This window comes from Paraburkholderia aromaticivorans, from assembly GCF_012689525.1.
Classification (GTDB): domain Bacteria; phylum Pseudomonadota; class Gammaproteobacteria; order Burkholderiales; family Burkholderiaceae; genus Paraburkholderia; species Paraburkholderia aromaticivorans_A.
In genome coordinates, this window is the sequence record NZ_CP051516.1 from 2,099,214 (window position 1) to 2,117,835 (window position 18,622).

The 18,622-nt window shown below is 63.4% G+C and carries 14 protein-coding genes and 1 pseudogene; 11 read left to right on the top strand and 4 right to left on the bottom strand.

From position 1 onward, the window contains the following. Positions 1–63 precede the first annotated feature (63 nt). A pseudogene (locus tag HF916_RS37545) lies at positions 64–831 on the top strand (AAA family ATPase); the annotation flags it as partial. A gap of 282 nt (positions 832–1,113) precedes the next feature. Next, a complete protein-coding gene (locus tag HF916_RS37550) occupies positions 1,114–2,181 on the top strand; it encodes a glycosyltransferase family 4 protein (RefSeq protein WP_168793806.1) in 1,068 nt (355 codons plus the stop codon). A 303-nt stretch (positions 2,182–2,484) separates the two neighbouring features. On the opposite strand, the gene HF916_RS37555 is transcribed toward HF916_RS37550, so the two are convergent. From HF916_RS37555 to HF916_RS37565, 3 genes are all read right to left on the bottom strand, one after another. Beyond that, the gene (locus HF916_RS37555) at positions 2,485–3,072 is read right to left on the bottom strand and encodes a BPSL1445 family SYLF domain-containing lipoprotein (protein WP_168793807.1); all 588 of its coding nucleotides are present in this window, start codon (positions 3,070–3,072) and stop codon (positions 2,485–2,487) included. Positions 3,073–3,508: 436 nt separating this feature from the next. Further along, positions 3,509–3,958 (bottom strand): hypothetical protein, encoded by a 450-nt coding sequence (locus HF916_RS37560; protein WP_168793808.1) that lies wholly within the window; start codon positions 3,956–3,958, stop codon positions 3,509–3,511. Positions 3,959–4,193: 235 nt separating this feature from the next. Continuing rightward, positions 4,194–4,490, bottom strand: a complete 297-nt coding sequence (locus tag HF916_RS37565) for a PsiF family protein (RefSeq protein WP_168793809.1) — start codon at positions 4,488–4,490, stop codon at positions 4,194–4,196. A gap of 447 nt (positions 4,491–4,937) precedes the next feature. On the opposite strand from HF916_RS37565, the gene HF916_RS37570 reads away from it, so the two are divergent. Together HF916_RS37570 and HF916_RS37575 are read left to right on the top strand one after the other, a co-directional pair. Continuing rightward, complete coding sequence (locus HF916_RS37570) at positions 4,938–5,234, top strand: YciI-like protein (RefSeq protein ID WP_168793810.1); 297 nt, start codon at positions 4,938–4,940, stop codon at positions 5,232–5,234. Between the two features lie 592 nt (positions 5,235–5,826). Continuing rightward, positions 5,827–6,990, top strand: coding sequence for a transposase (locus HF916_RS37575; protein WP_168793811.1), 1,164 nt, complete (start codon positions 5,827–5,829; stop codon positions 6,988–6,990). 141 nt (positions 6,991–7,131) lie between these two features. On the opposite strand, the gene HF916_RS37580 is transcribed toward HF916_RS37575, so the two are convergent. Beyond that, positions 7,132–8,685 carry a mannose-1-phosphate guanylyltransferase/mannose-6-phosphate isomerase gene (locus HF916_RS37580; protein ID WP_168793812.1) on the bottom strand — a complete coding sequence of 518 codons (1,554 nt, stop codon included), beginning with the start codon at positions 8,683–8,685 and terminating at the stop codon, positions 7,132–7,134. Between the two features lie 636 nt (positions 8,686–9,321). On the opposite strand from HF916_RS37580, the gene HF916_RS37585 reads away from it, so the two are divergent. From HF916_RS37585 to HF916_RS37615, 7 genes are all read left to right on the top strand, one after another. After that, complete coding sequence (locus HF916_RS37585) at positions 9,322–10,719, top strand: undecaprenyl-phosphate glucose phosphotransferase (RefSeq protein ID WP_168793813.1); 1,398 nt, start codon at positions 9,322–9,324, stop codon at positions 10,717–10,719. A 135-nt stretch (positions 10,720–10,854) separates the two neighbouring features. Then, positions 10,855–12,303 carry a UDP-glucose dehydrogenase family protein gene (locus HF916_RS37590; RefSeq protein WP_168793814.1) on the top strand — a complete coding sequence of 483 codons (1,449 nt, stop codon included), beginning with the start codon at positions 10,855–10,857 and terminating at the stop codon, positions 12,301–12,303. 43 nt (positions 12,304–12,346) lie between these two features. Continuing rightward, positions 12,347–12,802, top strand: a complete 456-nt coding sequence (locus HF916_RS37595; protein ID WP_168793815.1) for a low molecular weight phosphotyrosine protein phosphatase — start codon at positions 12,347–12,349, stop codon at positions 12,800–12,802. After that, positions 12,796–14,025: a polysaccharide biosynthesis/export family protein gene (locus HF916_RS37600; protein ID WP_168795775.1), complete on the top strand. Its 1,230-nt coding sequence runs from the start codon at positions 12,796–12,798 to the stop codon at positions 14,023–14,025. Before HF916_RS37595 ends, HF916_RS37600 begins: the two co-directional genes overlap by 7 nt. Before the next feature lie 133 nt (positions 14,026–14,158). Beyond that, positions 14,159–16,357: a polysaccharide biosynthesis tyrosine autokinase gene (locus tag HF916_RS37605; protein ID WP_168795776.1), complete on the top strand. Its 2,199-nt coding sequence runs from the start codon at positions 14,159–14,161 to the stop codon at positions 16,355–16,357. Between the two features lie 50 nt (positions 16,358–16,407). Further along, the gene (locus HF916_RS37610; protein WP_168793816.1) at positions 16,408–17,340 is read left to right on the top strand and encodes a glycosyltransferase family 2 protein; all 933 of its coding nucleotides are present in this window, start codon (positions 16,408–16,410) and stop codon (positions 17,338–17,340) included. A gap of 106 nt (positions 17,341–17,446) precedes the next feature. Then, the gene (locus tag HF916_RS37615) at positions 17,447–18,622 is read left to right on the top strand and encodes a glycosyltransferase (RefSeq protein WP_168793817.1); all 1,176 of its coding nucleotides are present in this window, start codon (positions 17,447–17,449) and stop codon (positions 18,620–18,622) included.

Consider the following 18,622-nt stretch of genomic DNA (forward strand, 5'->3'; position numbering starts at 1 on the left):
GTGTCCAGGCGCTGCGGTTTTACGGAACGCGCGCGTGTGCGCGATCGAATGCCGGGCCAGCGCATGCTGACCACTTTGGCAATTGCGGGCTATCGCTCGTTGCGCGAGTTGATCCTCCCGCTCGGCCGGCTGAACGTGATCACAGGTCCAAACGGCAGCGGCAAGTCGAGTGTGTATCGTTCGCTGCGGCTGCTGGCCGAAGCGGCGCGCGGCGGGTTGATTACGTCGCTCGCGCGCGAGGGCGGCTTGCCATCGACGCTATGGGCTGGTCCTGAGCGCTTTTCGCGGGCCGTGCTGGCGGGCGAGTTCGCGGTTGAACCGCTGCGCCGCAAGGAGCCGGTCAGCCTGCGGCTCGGTTTTTCCGGCGATCAATTCGGCTACGCGATCGATCTCGGTCTGCCGCTCGTCAATCACGCCACGCGCTTTCCGCTCGATCCCACCATCAAGCGCGAATGCATCTGGAGCGGCCCCGTGCTGCGGCCGTCGGCCTTGCTGGTCGATCGCCACGGCCCGGCGCTGCGCACGCGCGATGAGCGCGGCGACTGGCAAACCATTCCGCAACCCGTCGCCAGCTTCGACAGCATGATGACGGAGTTCTCCGACCCGCGCACCGCGCCCGAGATGATCACGGTGCGCGAGCAGATCCGCTCATGGCGCTTCTACGACCATTTCCGCACCGACGCCGAAGCGCCCGCGCGTCTGCCGCAGATCGGCACGCACACGCCCGTGCTAGCGAACGACGGCGCGGCCCTCGCCGCGGCCTTGCAAACCATCCGCGAGATCGGCGACCCGGTCGCGCTCGATGCGGCCATCGACGCGCAACCCGCATCACCGACGCGGACGATCGCGATCTGCCGCCGTGGAAATGGCCTACGCGCTGAGCATAAGAAGCCGTTCACGCGCCGAGCCGTATGTAAGCTGAATGTAACAGCACCGAGGAAATGCAAGACCAGAGGCTTTTTGGTGTCCTGTAGTGAATAATGCTTCGATGCCGGTGATGCACGCGGCCGGATTGGGTCGTTGCATTGATCGGAGATATCGGCGCTGTCATACTCAGCGCCGCTGACGCGCACCGCCTTCAAGGCGCAAGCCGTCAGCTCACGGAGACATCATATGAAGATTGCGCAGATCGCCCCTTTGACCGAATCGGTGCCGCCGAAGCTGTACGGCGGCACGGAGCGCGTCGTGTCGTACATCACCGAAGCGCTGGTCGATCTCGGCCATGACGTGACGCTGTTCGCGAGCGGCGACTCCGTCACGAGCGCGAAGCTCGAAGCCGTCTGGCCGCGCGCGCTGCGTCTCGATCCGGGCATTCGCGACCGCGTGGCGCCCCATATGCTGCTGATGGAACTGGTGCGCCGCCAGGCCGAGAATTTCGACGTTCTGCATTTTCACCTCGACTACTACTCGTTCTCGGTCTTCAAGCGCCAGGAGACGCCGTTCGTCACGACCATGCACGGCCGCCTCGATTTGCCCGAGCAGCAGCCGGTGTTCGACACGTTCAACACCGCGCCGGTGATCTCGATTTCGAATTCGCAGCGGCATCCGCTGCCGCAGGCCAAGTGGCTGACCACCGTCTATCACGGCTTGCCGGAGCAGCTCTACACGCCGCAGCCGGTCGAGCAGAAGTACCTTGCGTTTCTCGGCCGGATTTCGCCGGAAAAACGTGTCGATACCGCGATCCGGATTGCCGGCCGCTGCGGTATGCCGATTCGCATCGCCGCGAAAGTGGATGCCGCCGATCGCGAGTACTTCGAGCGCGACATCCGGCCGTTGCTGGACTTGCCCCACGTGGAGTTCATCGGCGAGATCGCGGATCATCAGAAGGCCGAATTCCTGTCCGGCGCGCACGCGCTGCTGTTTCCGATCGACTGGCCGGAGCCGTTCGGCCTCGTGATGATCGAAGCGATGGCATGCGGCACGCCGGTGATCGCGTTCAACCGCGGCTCGGTGCCGGAAGTGCTGGAAGACGGCGTGACGGGTTTTATCGTCGAAGACGAGATCGGCGCGGTGGCGGCGGTCAATCGCCTGCACAAGATGCCGCGCGCGGGCGTGCGGCAACGCTTCGAAGAGCGCTTCACCTCGCATCGCATGGCGCAACAGTATGTGGATGCGTATCAGTTGGTGATTCGCGCGCAGAAGCGTTCGCGCTTCAAGGTGATCGATACATCGGGAGGCTGAGCTGAAGCGATTCGGCTCGCGCGGCAAGGTGAATAAAGAGCGGCGATGCATGGTGCGCATCGCCGTTTTTTATTGGCGTACGACTTGAGACGATTGGGGGCTTTTGCATCAGGCAACGGGCGGTGGTCATGGACCGCGGCCCGCGGCTGCGGCCCACAAAAGCTCACCGGCGCGGCGCATGCCGCGTTTCTCACGTTGCAAAGGCAGGCTGCGCAGGATTGCGTCTGATCCGGCCACCGCTGCTCCGGAACCCGGCGGATCAGACGCACACCCCGCAGACCGGCCATCGGCTAGCGCGCCTGGCTAGATCTTCAGGCGCGAAACCTTGGTGCCTTGCAGCGATACATCGGCCATCAGACCGGCGTTGGTCAGCACGATCACGTCGACCGGAGCGGTCGCCGTGGTGGTGTCGATCGCACCGTTGGCGCCCATCTTGATCAGCGCGACGGACGCGTCGCCGCCCGCCGACCAGCCATCGGCGCTGCGGAATTTGTCCAGTGCGTCCTGTGTCATGAACAGGAAGATGATTGCCTTCGACTGCGCACCCGCCTGCAGGCCGAACGAACCGGAAATCGTGCTGTAGTAACCGACCGTGCCGCCGCCTACGCGCAGCGAACCTTCGCCATACTGTCCGCCGACGACAAAGCCCACCTGCAGCACCGATGGGAACACGAGAACGCCGCGCGCCTTCGAGACCAGTTCGTGCGAACCCTTCACGGTCGTGTAGAGCCGCGACATGGTGCCCTCGACGCTAGCGTCGATCGACTGGCGTTTGGCTGAATCGGTGGCGGGTGTATCGGGGTTGCCTTTATTGGTCGTACAACCAGCGAGTGCAAGGCCTCCGAAAGCGAGCGCAGCGGTAGTCTTCAGCATGAAGTTTCGTCTTTGCATCGTTTTTCTCCGTCATGGTTCCGGGGCGCAACCTCATCTGATTAGCCAGGTTGCCTTTGAGTTATATCACACGCAAGCACAAAAGGCGCACTTCCTCGTCAGGCGAAAAGCCTTGTGCAGCGGGGGTTTCGGGCTAATCGTAAGGCGCGGGGCCGTAATTTTGACCGGCGTCGGAGCACACCTGAAAGCTACGCGCAGCGCGCGTTCGAATGGGCTCGGGCGAATCGCGCCGGGTTTCGCCGGAGCCAATAGGAGCAAGGCTGCGACCGTTTCGACCATTCGTTTTTACCGATTTACGCCGCGCGAATCGACCTTGAAATCCAATTGAAAGTGTTGCCTTGACGCCGCAAATCGGCCCACAAATCGCCTGTTGTTCGGCCCGTCGATCGGCCCGGAATTCGGCCCGGAATTTGGCCTTTTCGATCCGGGCGCGCGCTCAGCCGTGGTTCGCCGGACTCTTGACCGCCGGCGGACGCCGCAGCGCGCGGCGCACCATGCCGATCAGCACGCCGAACAGAAACAGCGCCACGGCCGGCACGATCCAGTAGCCGACAAACGCGTGCCAGAGATAGGCCATCAGCGTGGAGCGGCGCACGCTGTATTCGTCGCGGGCGTCCTGTTGACGCGGCGCATTGGCGGCTAGCACATCGGCCGGACAGCCGGCGGCTTGCGCTTCGTCGGGCTTGCCGTGGCAGCGCGCGGGGGCGCCGGCGGCGCGCTGCGCGTCGGTGAAATTCCAGCTGGTCAGCGCACGGTCGAGGTCGACGGCGTTGTACGCCATTTCCTCCCGGATCTCGCTCACCGCCACGATCGCCACGGGCACCGCCCAAAATATGATGACGACCAGCCACCGCCTCAACCAGCGGTTTTTATGCTTCGATACCATCCTTGCCTCCGATGGATGCTCTGCAGCACCAACGACAAGATGGCGGCCCGTCTAATGTTGTATGGGGGGTGGGCCGTCTCCGCAGCCATCATAGAAGAAAAATGGCGGGTTCGGGCGGATGGACTGCGCAGGAAGGGGCGGGGCGCGGAGTGCGAGCGGCGGACGACAGCGCCGCTGTGTTCGAGTTGAACGCGCTCAGGCGCCGCGCCTGCCGCGCGGCGCCGATTCATTGTGTTTAATTGGCCGGTGTGGATGACAGGCAGGTCTTCATGAACGCCTTGCGGTCATCACCCTTCTTGCCGGTGGCTTGCGTGTTGCACGCCTTCATCTTGTCCTGTTGACTCATCGGCGCAGCGGCGGCCGGCTTCGCGGACAGGCAGGTCTTCATGAATGCCTTGCGGTCGTCGCCCTTCTTGTCGGCGGCCTGCTTGTTACAGTCGGCCATTTTGGTTTGCTGGCTGTTCTGCGCGAACACTGGCGAAACGAGGACAGCACCCAGCACCAGCGTAGCGATAGCGGATTGGATTTTCATGTGACACTCCATCGGTGGTGAAAACGTTTTTGGTTGTTCATGCGCGCGGGCGTCAACGGTATCCAGGACCCTCGGCACGTCCATTATGGCAAATGCTGTCTGCCAGAACGGCTAAAAGCGCAATCCGGTTGACAAGTGCCCACGCTGGTTTTCCCTTACGCGGCGGGGACTGACGGCGGATCGGAGTATGAAATGGCGAATGGCGCGAGTGTGGAATGATGTTATGCATTCCACATTAAATTCATGAAGCGAATTCAAACGAATTAGCACTAAGCCATTCGATGAGATCGATGAAAAATTCAAGCATGTTTTGCGCATTGCTGGACATGCAATTGAATTGTAATTCGTCAGGAAATCCCGCTACCCAACATATGGGTAATATTGACCGCGATGCATGCCGCTAGTTGTGTCGCTGGTCCGCGCTCACACCGGCCGAGGAGGCTCGTCATGCACTATCTGTTGATGTACGAACTGGTGTCCGACTACCTCGAACGGCGCGCAGCGTATCGTGATGAGCATCTGAAGCTTGCGTGGGCCGCCACGGCGCGCGGCGAGTTGTTGCTGGCCGGTGCGCTGGCCGAGCCTACGGACGCTGCCATGCTGCTCTTTCAAGGCGACTCGGCCGCTGCCGCCGAAGCCTTTGCCAAGGCCGATCCGTATGTGCTCGCCGGTCTCGTGACACGCTGGCGCGTGCGTGAATGGTCGACGGTGGTGGGCGAGGGCGCGGCGAAACCCGTGCGCTGAAAGCAGGTCTATCGGTTGTATCGGTAAACGGTCGAGCGGCGGAACCCGTCGCTTAACGGGTGCTACCGCGCCGCACAGATCGTGCGATTTCCTTTGCGCTGATGCACTGCACATAGATTGCCCGGCGCTGCTTCGCGCTCTTCAGTCGATCGGCTAAAGCCGAGCCAAAATGCATTGAAATCCCGTGCCGGACGGACAGCCGATTCATAAACGTTATTCGCCGTGATGCCTGCGTGTTGTGCAATGCAATAGCGTCATTTTTCTGCCAGAAGCGACTGGACTTTTGTGACGGCATTGCGAGGAAAGACACAGCAAAAAGGACAAGATTGTTTCAATCCGTAACACTTGTCTCATTCATATTCACGCAAACCCTGGTGATGGTATGCTTCGTGCACAAATTCTCCCATGCACGAGTGAGACCACGTTTTGTGCTTCGCAATAGGGACAAACCGCACTAAGTCGGGGCGGTATTGACCAGCCAACAAAACGTACAAAACATATTTGTGCAACCGAGGCCTGCACACGAATCGTGAAAGTTGAATTCGTGGCAGTCCAAAGCCGCGGCCTGGCCAGGCTGCGTGGAGAAAACCCAATGTTTTTCGATGAGCTAAGCAATGACGAATGGGCGCTGCTGGCAGCGCTTGTTTCAGATGAGCCAGCCGTCCGTCTAAACCGACGCGGCCGGCCCCGCGCCGAACCGCGCATCGTGGCGAATGCCGTCCTGTGGATTCTGACAACCGGTGAACCCTGGTCGAAACTGCCGGGGCGCTATCCGTCGGGTCCGACTTGCCGGCGCCGTTTTGAAGAATGGCAGTTGAACGGCACGCTCCTTGAGATGGTTCGGCTGTTATCGCAAACCGGGCGCACCTTTGCGTACGTCCCCCAACCGGCGCCGCCCGTCGCGGCCAAACCCGCGGCACCGGCAGCGGAAACTTCCAGCGTGCGCGACGAGCATCTGCGTGGCGTGTCCTGGAGAAGCCCCGAGTCGTGGCAAGCGCCCGGCGGTATGTCGAACAGCCTGAGCAGCTGGCGTTCGGCCGATCCGATCGCCGACATCACGCGTCAGTTGTCCGGCGCCGCAAATGTGCCGCCGGTGTCTCGTGCGCCAGCGGCACCCGTTGCAGCGCCCGCACGGCATATCGTGCGGGCCGGTCTGCCGCGTCCGGACGAAGCGCGCGCGGTGGATGCGGCCATGCATGCTTTGGATTTCGCCATCGCGTCGGCGCGCGGCACATCTGCGCCCGACGATCGGCGCAGCCCGCTGTCGATGAGCCTCGCGCCACGCGGCACGGAAATCGCCGACCGGCGCGGCTACGTGATTTACGTCTCGGCTGAGCAGGTGCCGAACGCCATGTATCGCGCGTGGACGGAAATCATGAAGGACGGCAAACGCGTCGAGCGTTCCGGACTCGTCGGCCCGCGCTTCGCGCAAGCCGAGGTGGCGGAGCAATACGCGCTCGATTGGGCGCGGCAATGGATCGACCGCGAGTGCCTCACGTTGGCGGCAGCGGCGCAAGCATCGGTTCATGTTTCAGCGAACCCGGCGCCCGTCGCAGCGCGTCCGTTGCCTGTCTTGCGCCATGTGCCCGAGCCGGTCGCGGCCAATCACGGCGCGCCTTTGCATGGACCGCTCAACGCGCTCCGTGGTCCGTTGCGCCGTTATCCCGGCGAACCGGCCGCTGCCACCGCGGCGACCGAGAGCAGTGCATCCGATCGTTATCCGTCGTACACAGAACTCATCTCCCACGCGGGGTGAGCGCGGCGGCTAGCACAGCAGTGCCCCGCGGCCGGTAGGAGCAACCGCCGCAGGTTCCCGCTTCATTCGTTGTGACATTCGCAGTGATTCACCCGTGTTATCAGAAGGACGCCGTTCGCCGACGCCCCTCATCGACGCGCGTTACTGGCGTCCGTAGGTGTCGTCGAAGCGCACGATATCGTCTTCGCCGAGATACGAACCGGACTGGACCTCGATCATTTCGAGCGGCATCTTGCCCGGGTTCTCGAGACGGTGGGTGACACCCAGCGGAATATAGGCCGATTCGTTTTCGGAGACGATAAAGCGCTCTTCACCGCGCGTGACGAGCGCCGTGCCGCGCACGACGATCCAATGTTCGGCGCGGTGATGATGCATTTGCAGCGAGAGCCGCGCACCCGGTTTCACCACGATCCGTTTGACCTGGAAACGCTCGCCGGTATCGACGGAATCGTAGTTGCCCCACGGGCGATGCACCTTGCGATGGTTGGCCGCTTCCAGCCCGCCGTCGTTGCGAATCCGGCCCACGATCTTCTTGACGTCCTGCACGCGCGATTTGTCGGCGACCAGAATGGCATCGGCCGTTTCCACCACCACGAGATCCTGCGTGCCAACGCAGGCAATCAGGCGTCCTTCCGAATGCGCGAAGGTCGAGGACGCGCCTTCGAACATCACGCGGCCGCGCCCCACGTTCTGATCGGCGTCCTTATCCGAGATATCCCAGATCGCGTCCCACGAACCGACGTCGGACCAGCCTGCCTGCAACGGCACGACCACACCCGAGGCCGCGCTTTGATCATTGCTGAGCTGCTCCATCACCGCGTAGTCGATCGAATTCGACGGCGAGGCGCTAAAGGCGTCGCGTTGCAAACGGAAGAAGTCGCCGTCCGCCTTGCCGCCCGCGAAGGCCGCATCGCAGGCTTCGTAAATGGCCGGCTGGAAATGGCGGATTGCCTTCAGCCAGGTGGACGCGCGCATGATGAAGATGCCGCTATTCCACCAGTACTCCTTCGATTCGATATAACGCTGCGCCAACTCCAGATGCGGCTTCTCGACGAAACGATCGAGCTTGTGCGCGCCGACCTTGCCGGTCACTTCCGCGTCGGCCTCTTGCGTGTGATTAGTCGTGCCAAGCGCCGCGCCGATGCGGATATAGCCGTAGCCCGTTTCCGCACGCGTCGGCACAATGCCCATCGTGACGATATGGCCGGCCGCTGCATGGTGTACGCCGGCGGCCACGGCCGCATGAAATCCGTCGATGTCGGTGACCGCGTGATCGGCGGGCATCACGACCATGATGCCGTCTTCGTCCTGCGCGGCGACCGAGAGTGCGGCGACGGTGAGTGCCGGCGCCGTGTCGCGGCCGACGGGTTCAAGAATCAGCCGGGTGGGCTTGCCGCTCGTGCGCAATTGCTCCGCCGTGGTGAAGCGCTGTTCTTCATTGGCCACCACGACGAGTTGCTCGGTGAGCGGATAGCCGGCCTCGAGTCCCTCGAGACGGCGGGTGGTGGATTGCAGCAGTGAATCGTCGCCGAGCAGGCCGATCAGCTGCTTCGGGTGCTGTTCGCGCGACATCGGCCACAACCGTGTGCCGGAGCCGCCCGCCAGAATCACGGGATGAACCTTGAGCTTGACGTTCAGGGACTTGACTTGCGTGGACCGGGTGTCGGCGGGCGTGGCCGTAACCGCAGCTGTCATGATGGACTCCTCGAGGCTGGGTGAATGCGTCGAGTTTTATCACGAACTCAGGAATCAATAAAAGAGCGTTAAATAGAAACTATATAAAACGCCCAATAAATTTATCGGTTTCGTGAAGAAAAAATGTCCGGATAATTTTTTTAAAAAGAAAAAATTACGCGAAAAAATCACAGCCCATTTTTTTACCGCCGTCCATGCCTCAGAATGATGGCGGAAGGCGCGGCGTAAGCTTCGTAGGAAAACGCTCAGAAGGTACAGGATTGGCTTACAGCAACGCTTGCAGAAGAATTGTCAAACGCCGAATCCGGTAACAATTGCCGAACAAAATTCAGAAAAAATGCCGAAACATTGACCGATACAATTTGAGATATTTTGCGGTCTTGCAGTGGGAATTTTAATATCGCTTTATCTATACCTGTAGAAGGGTATTCACTCATTCCGACGCGCGTTTACCAATTCGGCTGTTCAGGCAGTTTTTTCGAATGGGAAACAGAAGGGCAATTAGCACCGCTTCAAACAGTTACGCGTCGCGCATGGATTTGCATGACGCGGTTACCGGCGTTGTGCGTCCCGTCGCCGGACTGCATTTCAACCAACCAACGGATGGCACTTGACTGACGAACTGAGGGGCAGCGCATGCTGAGCGTTCTATCGAGAATCATCGACATCGCCATGGTCGCGCTCGGCGCCGCCATCGCGGCGGCCGTGCACAGCGGGAAAGTCGTGTGGCTGGACGATATGCAAAGCGTCTCGCTCGCGTTCGACTGCCTGCTGGTGGTGGTGTTTTTCCCCGCGCTCGGGATCTATCAGTCGTGGCGCGGCAAGCCGCTGTACGACATGCTGAGCCGTGTGGCGGGCGGCTGGCTGCTGGTGGAAGTCACTGGGGTGCTGATCAGCTTCAGCCTGCACCGCTCGGACAGCCTGTCGCGGCTGTGGCTCGTCTATTGGGCGATGGCTACGATCGTGCTGCTGATCGTTACCAAGGTGATCGTCTATTCGATTCTGCGCGGACTGCGCCGCGAAGGCTTCAATCAGCGCGCGGTGGCGATCGTCGGCGGCGCGCCGTATGGGCGCTTTCTGATCCAGCAGATGCGCAGCCGTCCTGACGCGGGCTTCTCGCCGGTCGTGGTGTTCGATGAAGACAGCTCGACCAATCCCTATGAAGACCCGGACGCCGGCGAGGCGATCGAAGGCGTGCCGGTCGAGCGCGACTACCAGCGCATGCTGCAGCTCGTGCGCCAGCGCGCGATCCGCGAACTGTGGCTGGCGCTGCCGATTTCGAAGGAGAAAGCGATTCATCGCTTCGTGATGGATCTGCGTAACGACTTCGTGAACATCCGCTTCATTCCGGACGTGCGCAGCCTCACGCTTTTCAATCAGCCGATGGTCGATCTGCTCGGCGTGCCGGCGATCAACCTCGCCGCCTCGCCGATCACCGATCTGCGCGTGCTGCCCAAGCGCGTGTTCGACCGCCTGTTCGCGCTGGCCGCGTTGACCGCGCTCGCGCCGGTCATGCTGGTGATCGCCGCCGCGGTGAAGCTGAACTCGCCGGGCCCTGTGTTCTTCCGGCAGAAGCGCAAGGGCATCGACGGCAATCAGTTCGAGATCTACAAGTTCCGCTCGATGAAGATGCACAAGGAAGAGCACGGCAAGATCACCCAGGCCACGCGGCGCGATCCGCGCATCACGGCGGTCGGCGCGTTCCTGCGGCGCACCAGTCTCGACGAGCTGCCGCAGTTCATCAACGTGCTGCGCGGCGAGATGTCGGTGGTCGGTCCGCGTCCGCATGCGCTCGAACACGACGACATCTACAAGGATCTGGTGAAGGGCTACATGCACCGCTACCGGATCAAGCCGGGCATCACCGGGTGGGCGCAGATCAACGGCTATCGCGGCGAAACCGACCGCATCGAAAAGATGATGGGCCGCGTCAAGCTCGATCTGTACTACATGCAGCACTGGACCTTCTGGCTCGACATCAAGATCGTCGTGCTGACGCTGTGGAAAGGTTTCGTGGGCAGCAACGCCTATTGACGGCCCCCACCTGTCGCTTCGCGCCAGCCCCCCGAGGGGGTGCAAGAAAACTTGGGGCGGCCCGGCGTTTTCTTGCGGGCTCCGTTCACGCATAGTGACTTATTTTGTCGAACTCAATTCTGCGAGGTGTAATACATGAACCTGACGATCATCGGTAGTGGCTACGTAGGCCTCGTGACGGGCGCTTGTCTGGCTGACATCGGCCACGATGTGTTCTGTCTCGACGTCGATCAGCGCAAGATCGACGTGCTCAACAACGGCGGCGTGCCGATCCATGAACCGGGTCTGCAGGAGATCATCGCGCGCAATCGCAAGGCCGGTCGCCTGAAGTTCTCGACCGACGTCGAAGCCGCCGTCGCGCATGGCGATATCCAGTTCGTCGCGGTCGGCACGCCGTCCGACGAGGACGGTTCCGCCGACCTGCAATACGTGCTCGCCGCCGCGCGCAATATCGGCCGCCATATGACCGGCTTCAAGGTGATCGTCGACAAATCGACGGTGCCGGTCGGCACGGCCTCGCGCGTGCGCGAAGTGATCGCCGCCGAACTCGCCGAACGTAACGCCACGCACATGTTCTCGGTGGTATCGAATCCCGAGTTCCTGAAAGAAGGCGCCGCGGTGGAAGACTTCACGCGGCCCGATCGCATCGTGCTCGGTTGCGACGAGGACGTGCCGGGCGAGAAAGCGCGCGACCTGATGAAACGCCTCTACGCGCCGTTCAACCGCAATCGCGAACGTACGCTGTACATGGACGTGCGCTCGGCCGAATTCACCAAGTACGCGGCCAACGCGATGCTCGCCACGCGCATTTCGTACATGAACGAGCTCGCGAATCTGGCCGATCGCGTCGGCGCGGATATCGAGGCCGTGCGTCGTGGCATCGGTTCCGATCCGCGCATCGGCTACGACTTCCTGTACGCCGGTTGCGGCTACGGCGGTTCGTGCTTTCCGAAGGACGTGCAGGCGCTGATCCGCACGGCGGCCGACCACAAGGCGAATCTACGCATTCTCGAAGCGGTCGAAGCGGTCAACGACACGCAGAAGAAAGTGCTCGCGCACAAGATCGTCTCGCGTCTGGGCGAAGACCTGTCGGACCGTACCTTCGGCGTGTGGGGCCTCGCCTTCAAGCCGAACACCGACGACATGCGCGAAGCGCCGAGCCGTCCGCTGATCGCCGAACTGCTGCGCCGCGGCGCACGCGTGAAAGCATACGACCCGGTCGCGATCGACGAATCGAAGCGCGTGTTCGCGCTGGATCTGAAGGACGTGCCGCAGCAACACGCGCGCCTCGAATTCGTGAAGGAAGAGATGGACGCCGCCGAAGGCGCCGACGCGCTGGTGATCCTCACCGAGTGGAAGGTGTTCAAGAGCCCGGACTTCGATTCGCTCAAGCGGATCCTCAAGACGCCGCTGATTTTCGACGGCCGCAACCTGTACGAACCGGACGCGCTGCTCGAACTCGGTATCGAGTATCACGCGATCGGCCGTCAGCACGCGCTGCGCATCGCGCCGGCGAAGGTCGGCACGAGTGGCTTGCCGCACGCGCAAGTGCAAACGGCGGACGCGGCCGAAGCCGGCCGCTGATCCGTCACTAACGTACCGACAAGCCTTCATCACGGAGCCCGCCATGTTCGCCAACGTTCTGATCGTCTGCCACGCAAATGTCTGCCGTTCGCCCGCCGCCGAAATGCTGTTCAAGGCCCGGCAACGCGCGGCGTCGCGTTCGCAGGCGGCGCCGATCGCGTTTCATTCGGCGGGCTTGCGGGCGATGAACGGCCACGCCATGGACCCGGTCATGCAACGCCTGCTCGCGGAGCAGGGCGTTGCCTCGGGCATCCACTACTCGCGGCGTCTCGACAAGCAGCTCGTACGCAAGGCCGATCTGGTGCTGGTCACCGAGCGCGCGCAGGTGAGCGACGTCGAAGCGCTCGATCCGGCTTCACGCGGCAAGGTCTATCCGCTCGGCAAGTGGGAAGCGGATTTCGACGTCGCCGATCCGCACGGCGGTGCGGAAACCGCTTATAGGGAGAGTCTCGTGCTCATCGAACATCTGGTCATGGGATGGCTGAAGAAAATATGCTGATGAAAAAACTCGCTGCACACTCATTCGCGAACGGCAAGTCCACGAATTTCAAGTCGACGCTCGCCGCCACGCTTTTGCTGACGTCCTTTCTGTCGGCCTGCGCCACCGCACCTGGCAATTACCTCGATACGTCCCGTCTGAAAGACGACGGCCAGCACGACAGCCAGCCCGCCGAGACCTATCCGGTTCATCTGATCGATGCCGCCGTCGTGACCGCGCAGGCGCAAGCCGCCGCCGCAAAGACGCAAGTGCTGCCGCCGTCGAACCTGAGCGACCCGTCGCAGTACGTGTACCGGCTCTCGCCGCAGGACATTCTCGGCATCACCGTGTGGGACCACCCTGAATTGACCACGCCGCAGGGCAGCACGCTGTCGGCGGGCGGCAACACCACGCAGTCGATCGGCGGCGCCTTGCAGCAGCCGTACACGGCCGCGCTGCCGGGCCAGGCCGATCCGTACGGCCAGACCATCGCCGCCGACGGCACGATCTTTTTCCCGTTCGTCGGCCGTATCAGGGCCGCCGGCAAAACCGTCGGCGAGGTGCGCGACCAGTTGAGCACCGGCCTCGTGCGCTATATCCGCAATCCGCAGGTCGACGTGCGCGTGCTGTCGTATCGCGGCCAGAAGGTGCAGGTGACCGGCGAAGTGAAGACGCCGGGCCCGCTCGCGATGAGCGACGTGCCGCTCACGCTGGTCGACGCGATCACGCGCTCGGGCGGCACGAACGCCGACGCCGACATTCAGCGCGTGCGTCTCACGCGCAACAACAAACTCTACGTGCTCGACGCCGACCGCATGCTCGATCGCGGCGACACCACGCAGAACGTGATGCTGCAAAACGGCGACGTGATCAACGTGCCGGACCGCACCGACAGCCGCGTCTTCGTGATGGGCGAGGTGAAGACGCCGATCCAGTTGCCGATCATCAGAGGCCGCATGACGATCGCCGACGCGCTGACGCAAGGCGGCGGCATTCTCGACACCGACGCCAATCCGCGCCAGATCTACGTGATGCGCGGCATGAAGGATCACCCGACCACGCCGGACGTGTATCGCCTCGACATGACGCAGCCGGACGCCATCATGCTGTCCTCGCAGTTCCAGTTGCAGCCGCTGGATGTCGTGTATGTGGGCACCGCCGCGTCGACCACCTTCAACCGTGTGTTGCAGCAGGTGTTGCCGAGTGTGCAGACGTTGTTCTATCTGAAACAGCTGACGCGTTGATCATCTGAACCGCAGTCTGGGCCGTCGTCAGGCCCGCGCCGCGCCGTCCATGATGGACGCGGCGCGGGACCGAAGCAAATACCGCTGTAACCGATACGGGAAGCGAATCGTGAGCAACCAAATCTCTCCACACATGGCTGGTCCGATCAAGACCGAAGAAGAGGACGTCGTCCTCGGACAACTGGTGCAGGTGATCCTCGACGACATCTGGTGGCTCATCGCCATCGCCGCCGTGATCGTCGGGATCGCCGGCGCCTATTGTTTTCTCGCCAAGCCGATCTATTCGGCCGATGCGCATGTGCGGGTCGAGCAATCCGACAACACGTCGCAGGCGCTCACGCAGACGCAGACCGGCGCGGCCATCACCACCGGCTCGACCTCGCTGCCGACCGACGCCGAGATCGAAATCATCAAGAGCCGCGGCGTGGTCGGCCCGGTCGTGCAGCAACTGAAGCTGAACTTCAGCGTCACGCCGAAGACGTTGCCGCTTCTCGGCAGCATCGCCGCGCGCATGGCGACGCCGGGTCAGCCGGCGCGTCCGTGGCTGGGTCTGTCGTCGTATGCATGGGGCGGTGAAGAGGCCGACGTCGATTCGATCGACGTGATCCCCGCGCTGGAAGGTCAGAAGCTGACCATGAAGGTGATCGACGACCAGCACTACAGCCTGTACGCCGAAAACGGCTCGCTGCTGCTGCACGGCCTCGTCGGCCAGCAGGAGCAGGGCGGCGGCGTGACCATCACGGTCAACAAACTGGTGGCGCGCCCGGGCGAGGAATTCACGGTGATGCGCGCCAACGACCTCGACGCGATCTCCGCGTTCCAGTCGGCCATCACGGTGCAGGAGCAGGGCAAGCAGACCGGCGTGATCCAGATCTCGCTGGAAGACAAGAGCCCCGAACATGCCGCGCTGGTCGCCAACGCGCTCGCGCAGTCGTATGTGCGCCAGCACGTGCTGAACAAGCAGGCCGACGCCAGCAAGATGCTCGACTTCCTCAAGAGCGAGGAGCCGCGCCTGAAGTCCGATCTGGAACGCGCCGAGGCCGCCCTGACCGCGTATCAACGCCAGTCCGGTTCGATCAACGCGAGCGACGAGGCCAAGGTGTACCTTGAAGGCAGCGTGCAGTACGAGCAGCAGATCGCCGGTTTGCGCCTGCAGATGGCGCAGCTCACCGAGCGTTACGGCGACGACCATCCGATGCTGGTGGCCGCGCGCGAGCAGATGGCCGAATTGCAGGCGCAGCGCGCCAAATACGCCGACCGCTTCCGCGATCTGCCGGCCACTGAAGTGAAGGCGGTGCAGTTGCAGCGCGACGCCAAGGTGGCGGAAGACATCTACGTGCTGCTGCTCAACCGCGTGCAGGAACTGTCCGTGCAGAAGGCCGGCACCGGTGGCAACGTGCATATCGTCGACGCCGCGCTGCGTCCGGGCGCGCCGGTCAAGCCGAAGAAGGCGCTGATCCTGTCGGCGGCGGTGATTCTCGGGCTGATCGCGGGCACTGGCTTCGTGTTCCTGCGCCGCAATATGTTCAAGGGTATCGACGACCCCGATCACATCGAGCGCGCGTTCCATCTGCCGGTGTTCGGCCTCGTGCCGCTCTCCGCCGAGCAGGGCGTGCTCGAAGCCAGCTTCCAGCGCGGCGGCGAACGTCTGCGCTCGGTGCTGGCGAATGCGCGGCCGAAGGACGTCACGGTCGAAAGCCTGCGTAGTCTGCGCACCTCCATGCAGTTCACGTTGATGGACGCGAAGAACCGCATCGTCATGCTGACGGGTCCGATGGCGGGCGTCGGCAAGAGCTTCCTGACGGTCAACCTCGCGGTGCTGCTCGCGAATTCCGGCAAACGTGTGCTGATGATCGACGGCGACATGCGCCGCGGCGTGCTCGAACGCTATCTGGGCGGCGCGCCGGATAACGGCCTGTCCGAATTGCTGAGCGGCCAGATCTCGCTGGAAGAAGCGATCCGCAATTCGCAGGTCGACGGCCTGAGCTTCATTTCGTGCGGCCGCCGTCCGCCGAATCCGTCGGAACTGCTGATGTCGCCGCGTCTGCCGCAGTACCTCGAAGGCCTCGCCAAGCGCTACGACGTGATCATGATCGACACGCCGCCGGTGCTGGCCGTGACCGATGCGTCGATCATCGGCGCGTATGCCGGTTCGACCTTCTTCGTGATGCGCTCGGGGGTGCACAGCGAAGGCGAGATCGCCGATGCGTTGAAGCGTCTGCGCGCGGCCGGCGTACACGTGCAGGGCGGTATTTTCAACGGCATGCCGCCCCGCTCGCGCGGCGGCTACGACCGTGGCTACGCGGCGGTGCAGGAATATTTGAGCACCTGAGGCGGGTGCGAAGCGAACCTCGCGCAATGACGACAACAAAGGACATCACGATGAAAGTGACGGTACTGGTTCCGACTTACCGCCGCCCGGCCGATCTGGCGCGCTGCCTGGCAGCCCTGCAACGGCAGTCGCGGCGGCCTGACGAAGTGGTGGTGGTGGCGCGCGCCGACGACGAAGCGACCCACGCGTGCCTGCGCGATCCGGCCGTGCCGGGCGCGCTGCCGCTCACGGTGGCGCTGGTCGAGGTGCCCGGCCAGGTCGCGGCCCTGAATCGCGGTCTGGACGCGGCCCGCGGCGACGTGATCGCGATCACCGATGACGACGCCGCGCCGCACGCCGACTGGGTCGAGCGCATCGCGGCCGCCTTCGATGGCGACGCGCGCCTCGGCGCCCTCGGCGGACGCGACTGGGTGCATGAAAAAGGCCGCGTGCTGGACGGCGAGCGGCCGCTGGTGGGCAAGGTCACGGCGCACGGCAAGATCATCGGCAATCATCATCTGGGTGTCGGCGGCGCGCGCGAAGTCGACATTCTGAAGGGCGCCAACATGAGCTACCGCCGCGATGCGGTGCGCACCATCCGCTTCGACGCGCGCCTGCGCGGCGCCGGCGCGCAGGTCCACAACGACATGGCTTTCAGCCTCGCCGTGAAGAACGCCGGCTGGAAGCTGATGTACGACCCGCGCGTGGCGGTCGATCATTTCCCCGCCGAGCGTTTCGACGACGACCGGCGCGACGCGCAAACCATGGCCGCCTTGCGCAATGCCGCGTTCAATTTCCATCTGATCCTGCGCGACCAGTTGCCGCCGCTGCATCGCGAAACCGCCTGGTGGTGGTGGACGCTGGTCGGCACGCGGGTCTATCCGGGCCTCACGCACGCGGCGCTCGCGCTGCTCTCGAAGAAGGCCGGCCTGAAGCTGACACGCTGGCGCGCCGTGCGCGGCGGCGCACACGAGGCGCGTCGCGCGCTGTCACGCGCCGCGTGATCGCCACCTCGTCCGCATCCTCCACGTCCCGCACGTTCGCGCATCGGTGCACGGCCCGCGTCCGGGCCGCTGATGCCCCTTTCCACCGGCAGAGCGGAGTGCCTGCATGAGTACGAAAGTTCACGTTCATCTGTTTTACGGCGCTGACCCGCGCTTTTATCGACCGGGCGACAACATTGGTTGTCTGTACGGCTATCACCACGCGGAATCCGACGCGTTCAAGCTCACCTATTCGCAGGATGCCCGCGAAGGCAAGCCGGTGCGCCTGCTGCGCCGCGCGCTGAAGGCGGCGCTCGGGTTCGACTTCATCCATACGTGGCGCAACCGCGCCGAGATGCTGCGCTCGGACGTGATCTGGACGCACACGGAGCAGGAATGGCTGTCAGCGGCCCTCATGCTGCTGCTGAGCGGCCGCAAGGCGGGCGCTGACTCCGCGCCCTTGCTGCTCGCGCAAAGCGTGTGGCTGCTCGATAAATGGCCTTCCTACGGCATGTTGCGCAGCTGGCTGTATCGCAAGCTGATGACGCGCGCCGATCAGCTCACCACGCTCGCCAGCGAAAACGCCGAACTGTGCCAGCGCTATTTCGCTCGCGACGCCGAGCCGCTGCTCTACGGCCTGAACACGCACGACTTCCCGGTCAAGACGCCGGCCGAATGGACGCCGCACACGCCGATCCGCATCGCCGCAATCGGCAACGACCGCGACCGCGATTGGGAGACGCTCATCAAGGCCTTCGGCAACGACGCGCGCTACACCGTCAAGCTCGCGACACGTCGCCGGATTCCCGCGTCGCTGCGCGCGCCCAATGTCGAGATCGCATTGTTTTCCGGCATCAAGAAGCAACACGAACTGTACGACTGGGCCGATGTGATCGTCGTGCCTTTGCGGCCGAATTCGCACGCTTCGGGCATTACGGTGATGCTCGAAGCGGCGGCGGTCGGCAAGCCGATGGTGGTCACCCATGTCGGCGCCTTGCAGGATTATTTTCCGGCCGGCGAGGCGTCCTATATCCCGCCGTTCAACCCGCAGGCGTTGCGTGAAGCGGTCGATCAGCTCGCCGCCGCGCCGCTGGACGCGCTGCGCCAGGCGCAGGCAGCCGCTGCCGGCCTGCTGTCGCGCGATCTGACGACGCAGCACTACGCGATGCAGCACGTGCGGATCACGCAGGAGATGCTGCGCGCGCGGGCTGCGGCGCGCGCGCGCTCGGCGACCGGCATGGCGACGGCGGCGAGCGTGTCCGAGTCCGAGCGGCCGGCGCGCCAGTCGCGCGGAGGTCTCTGA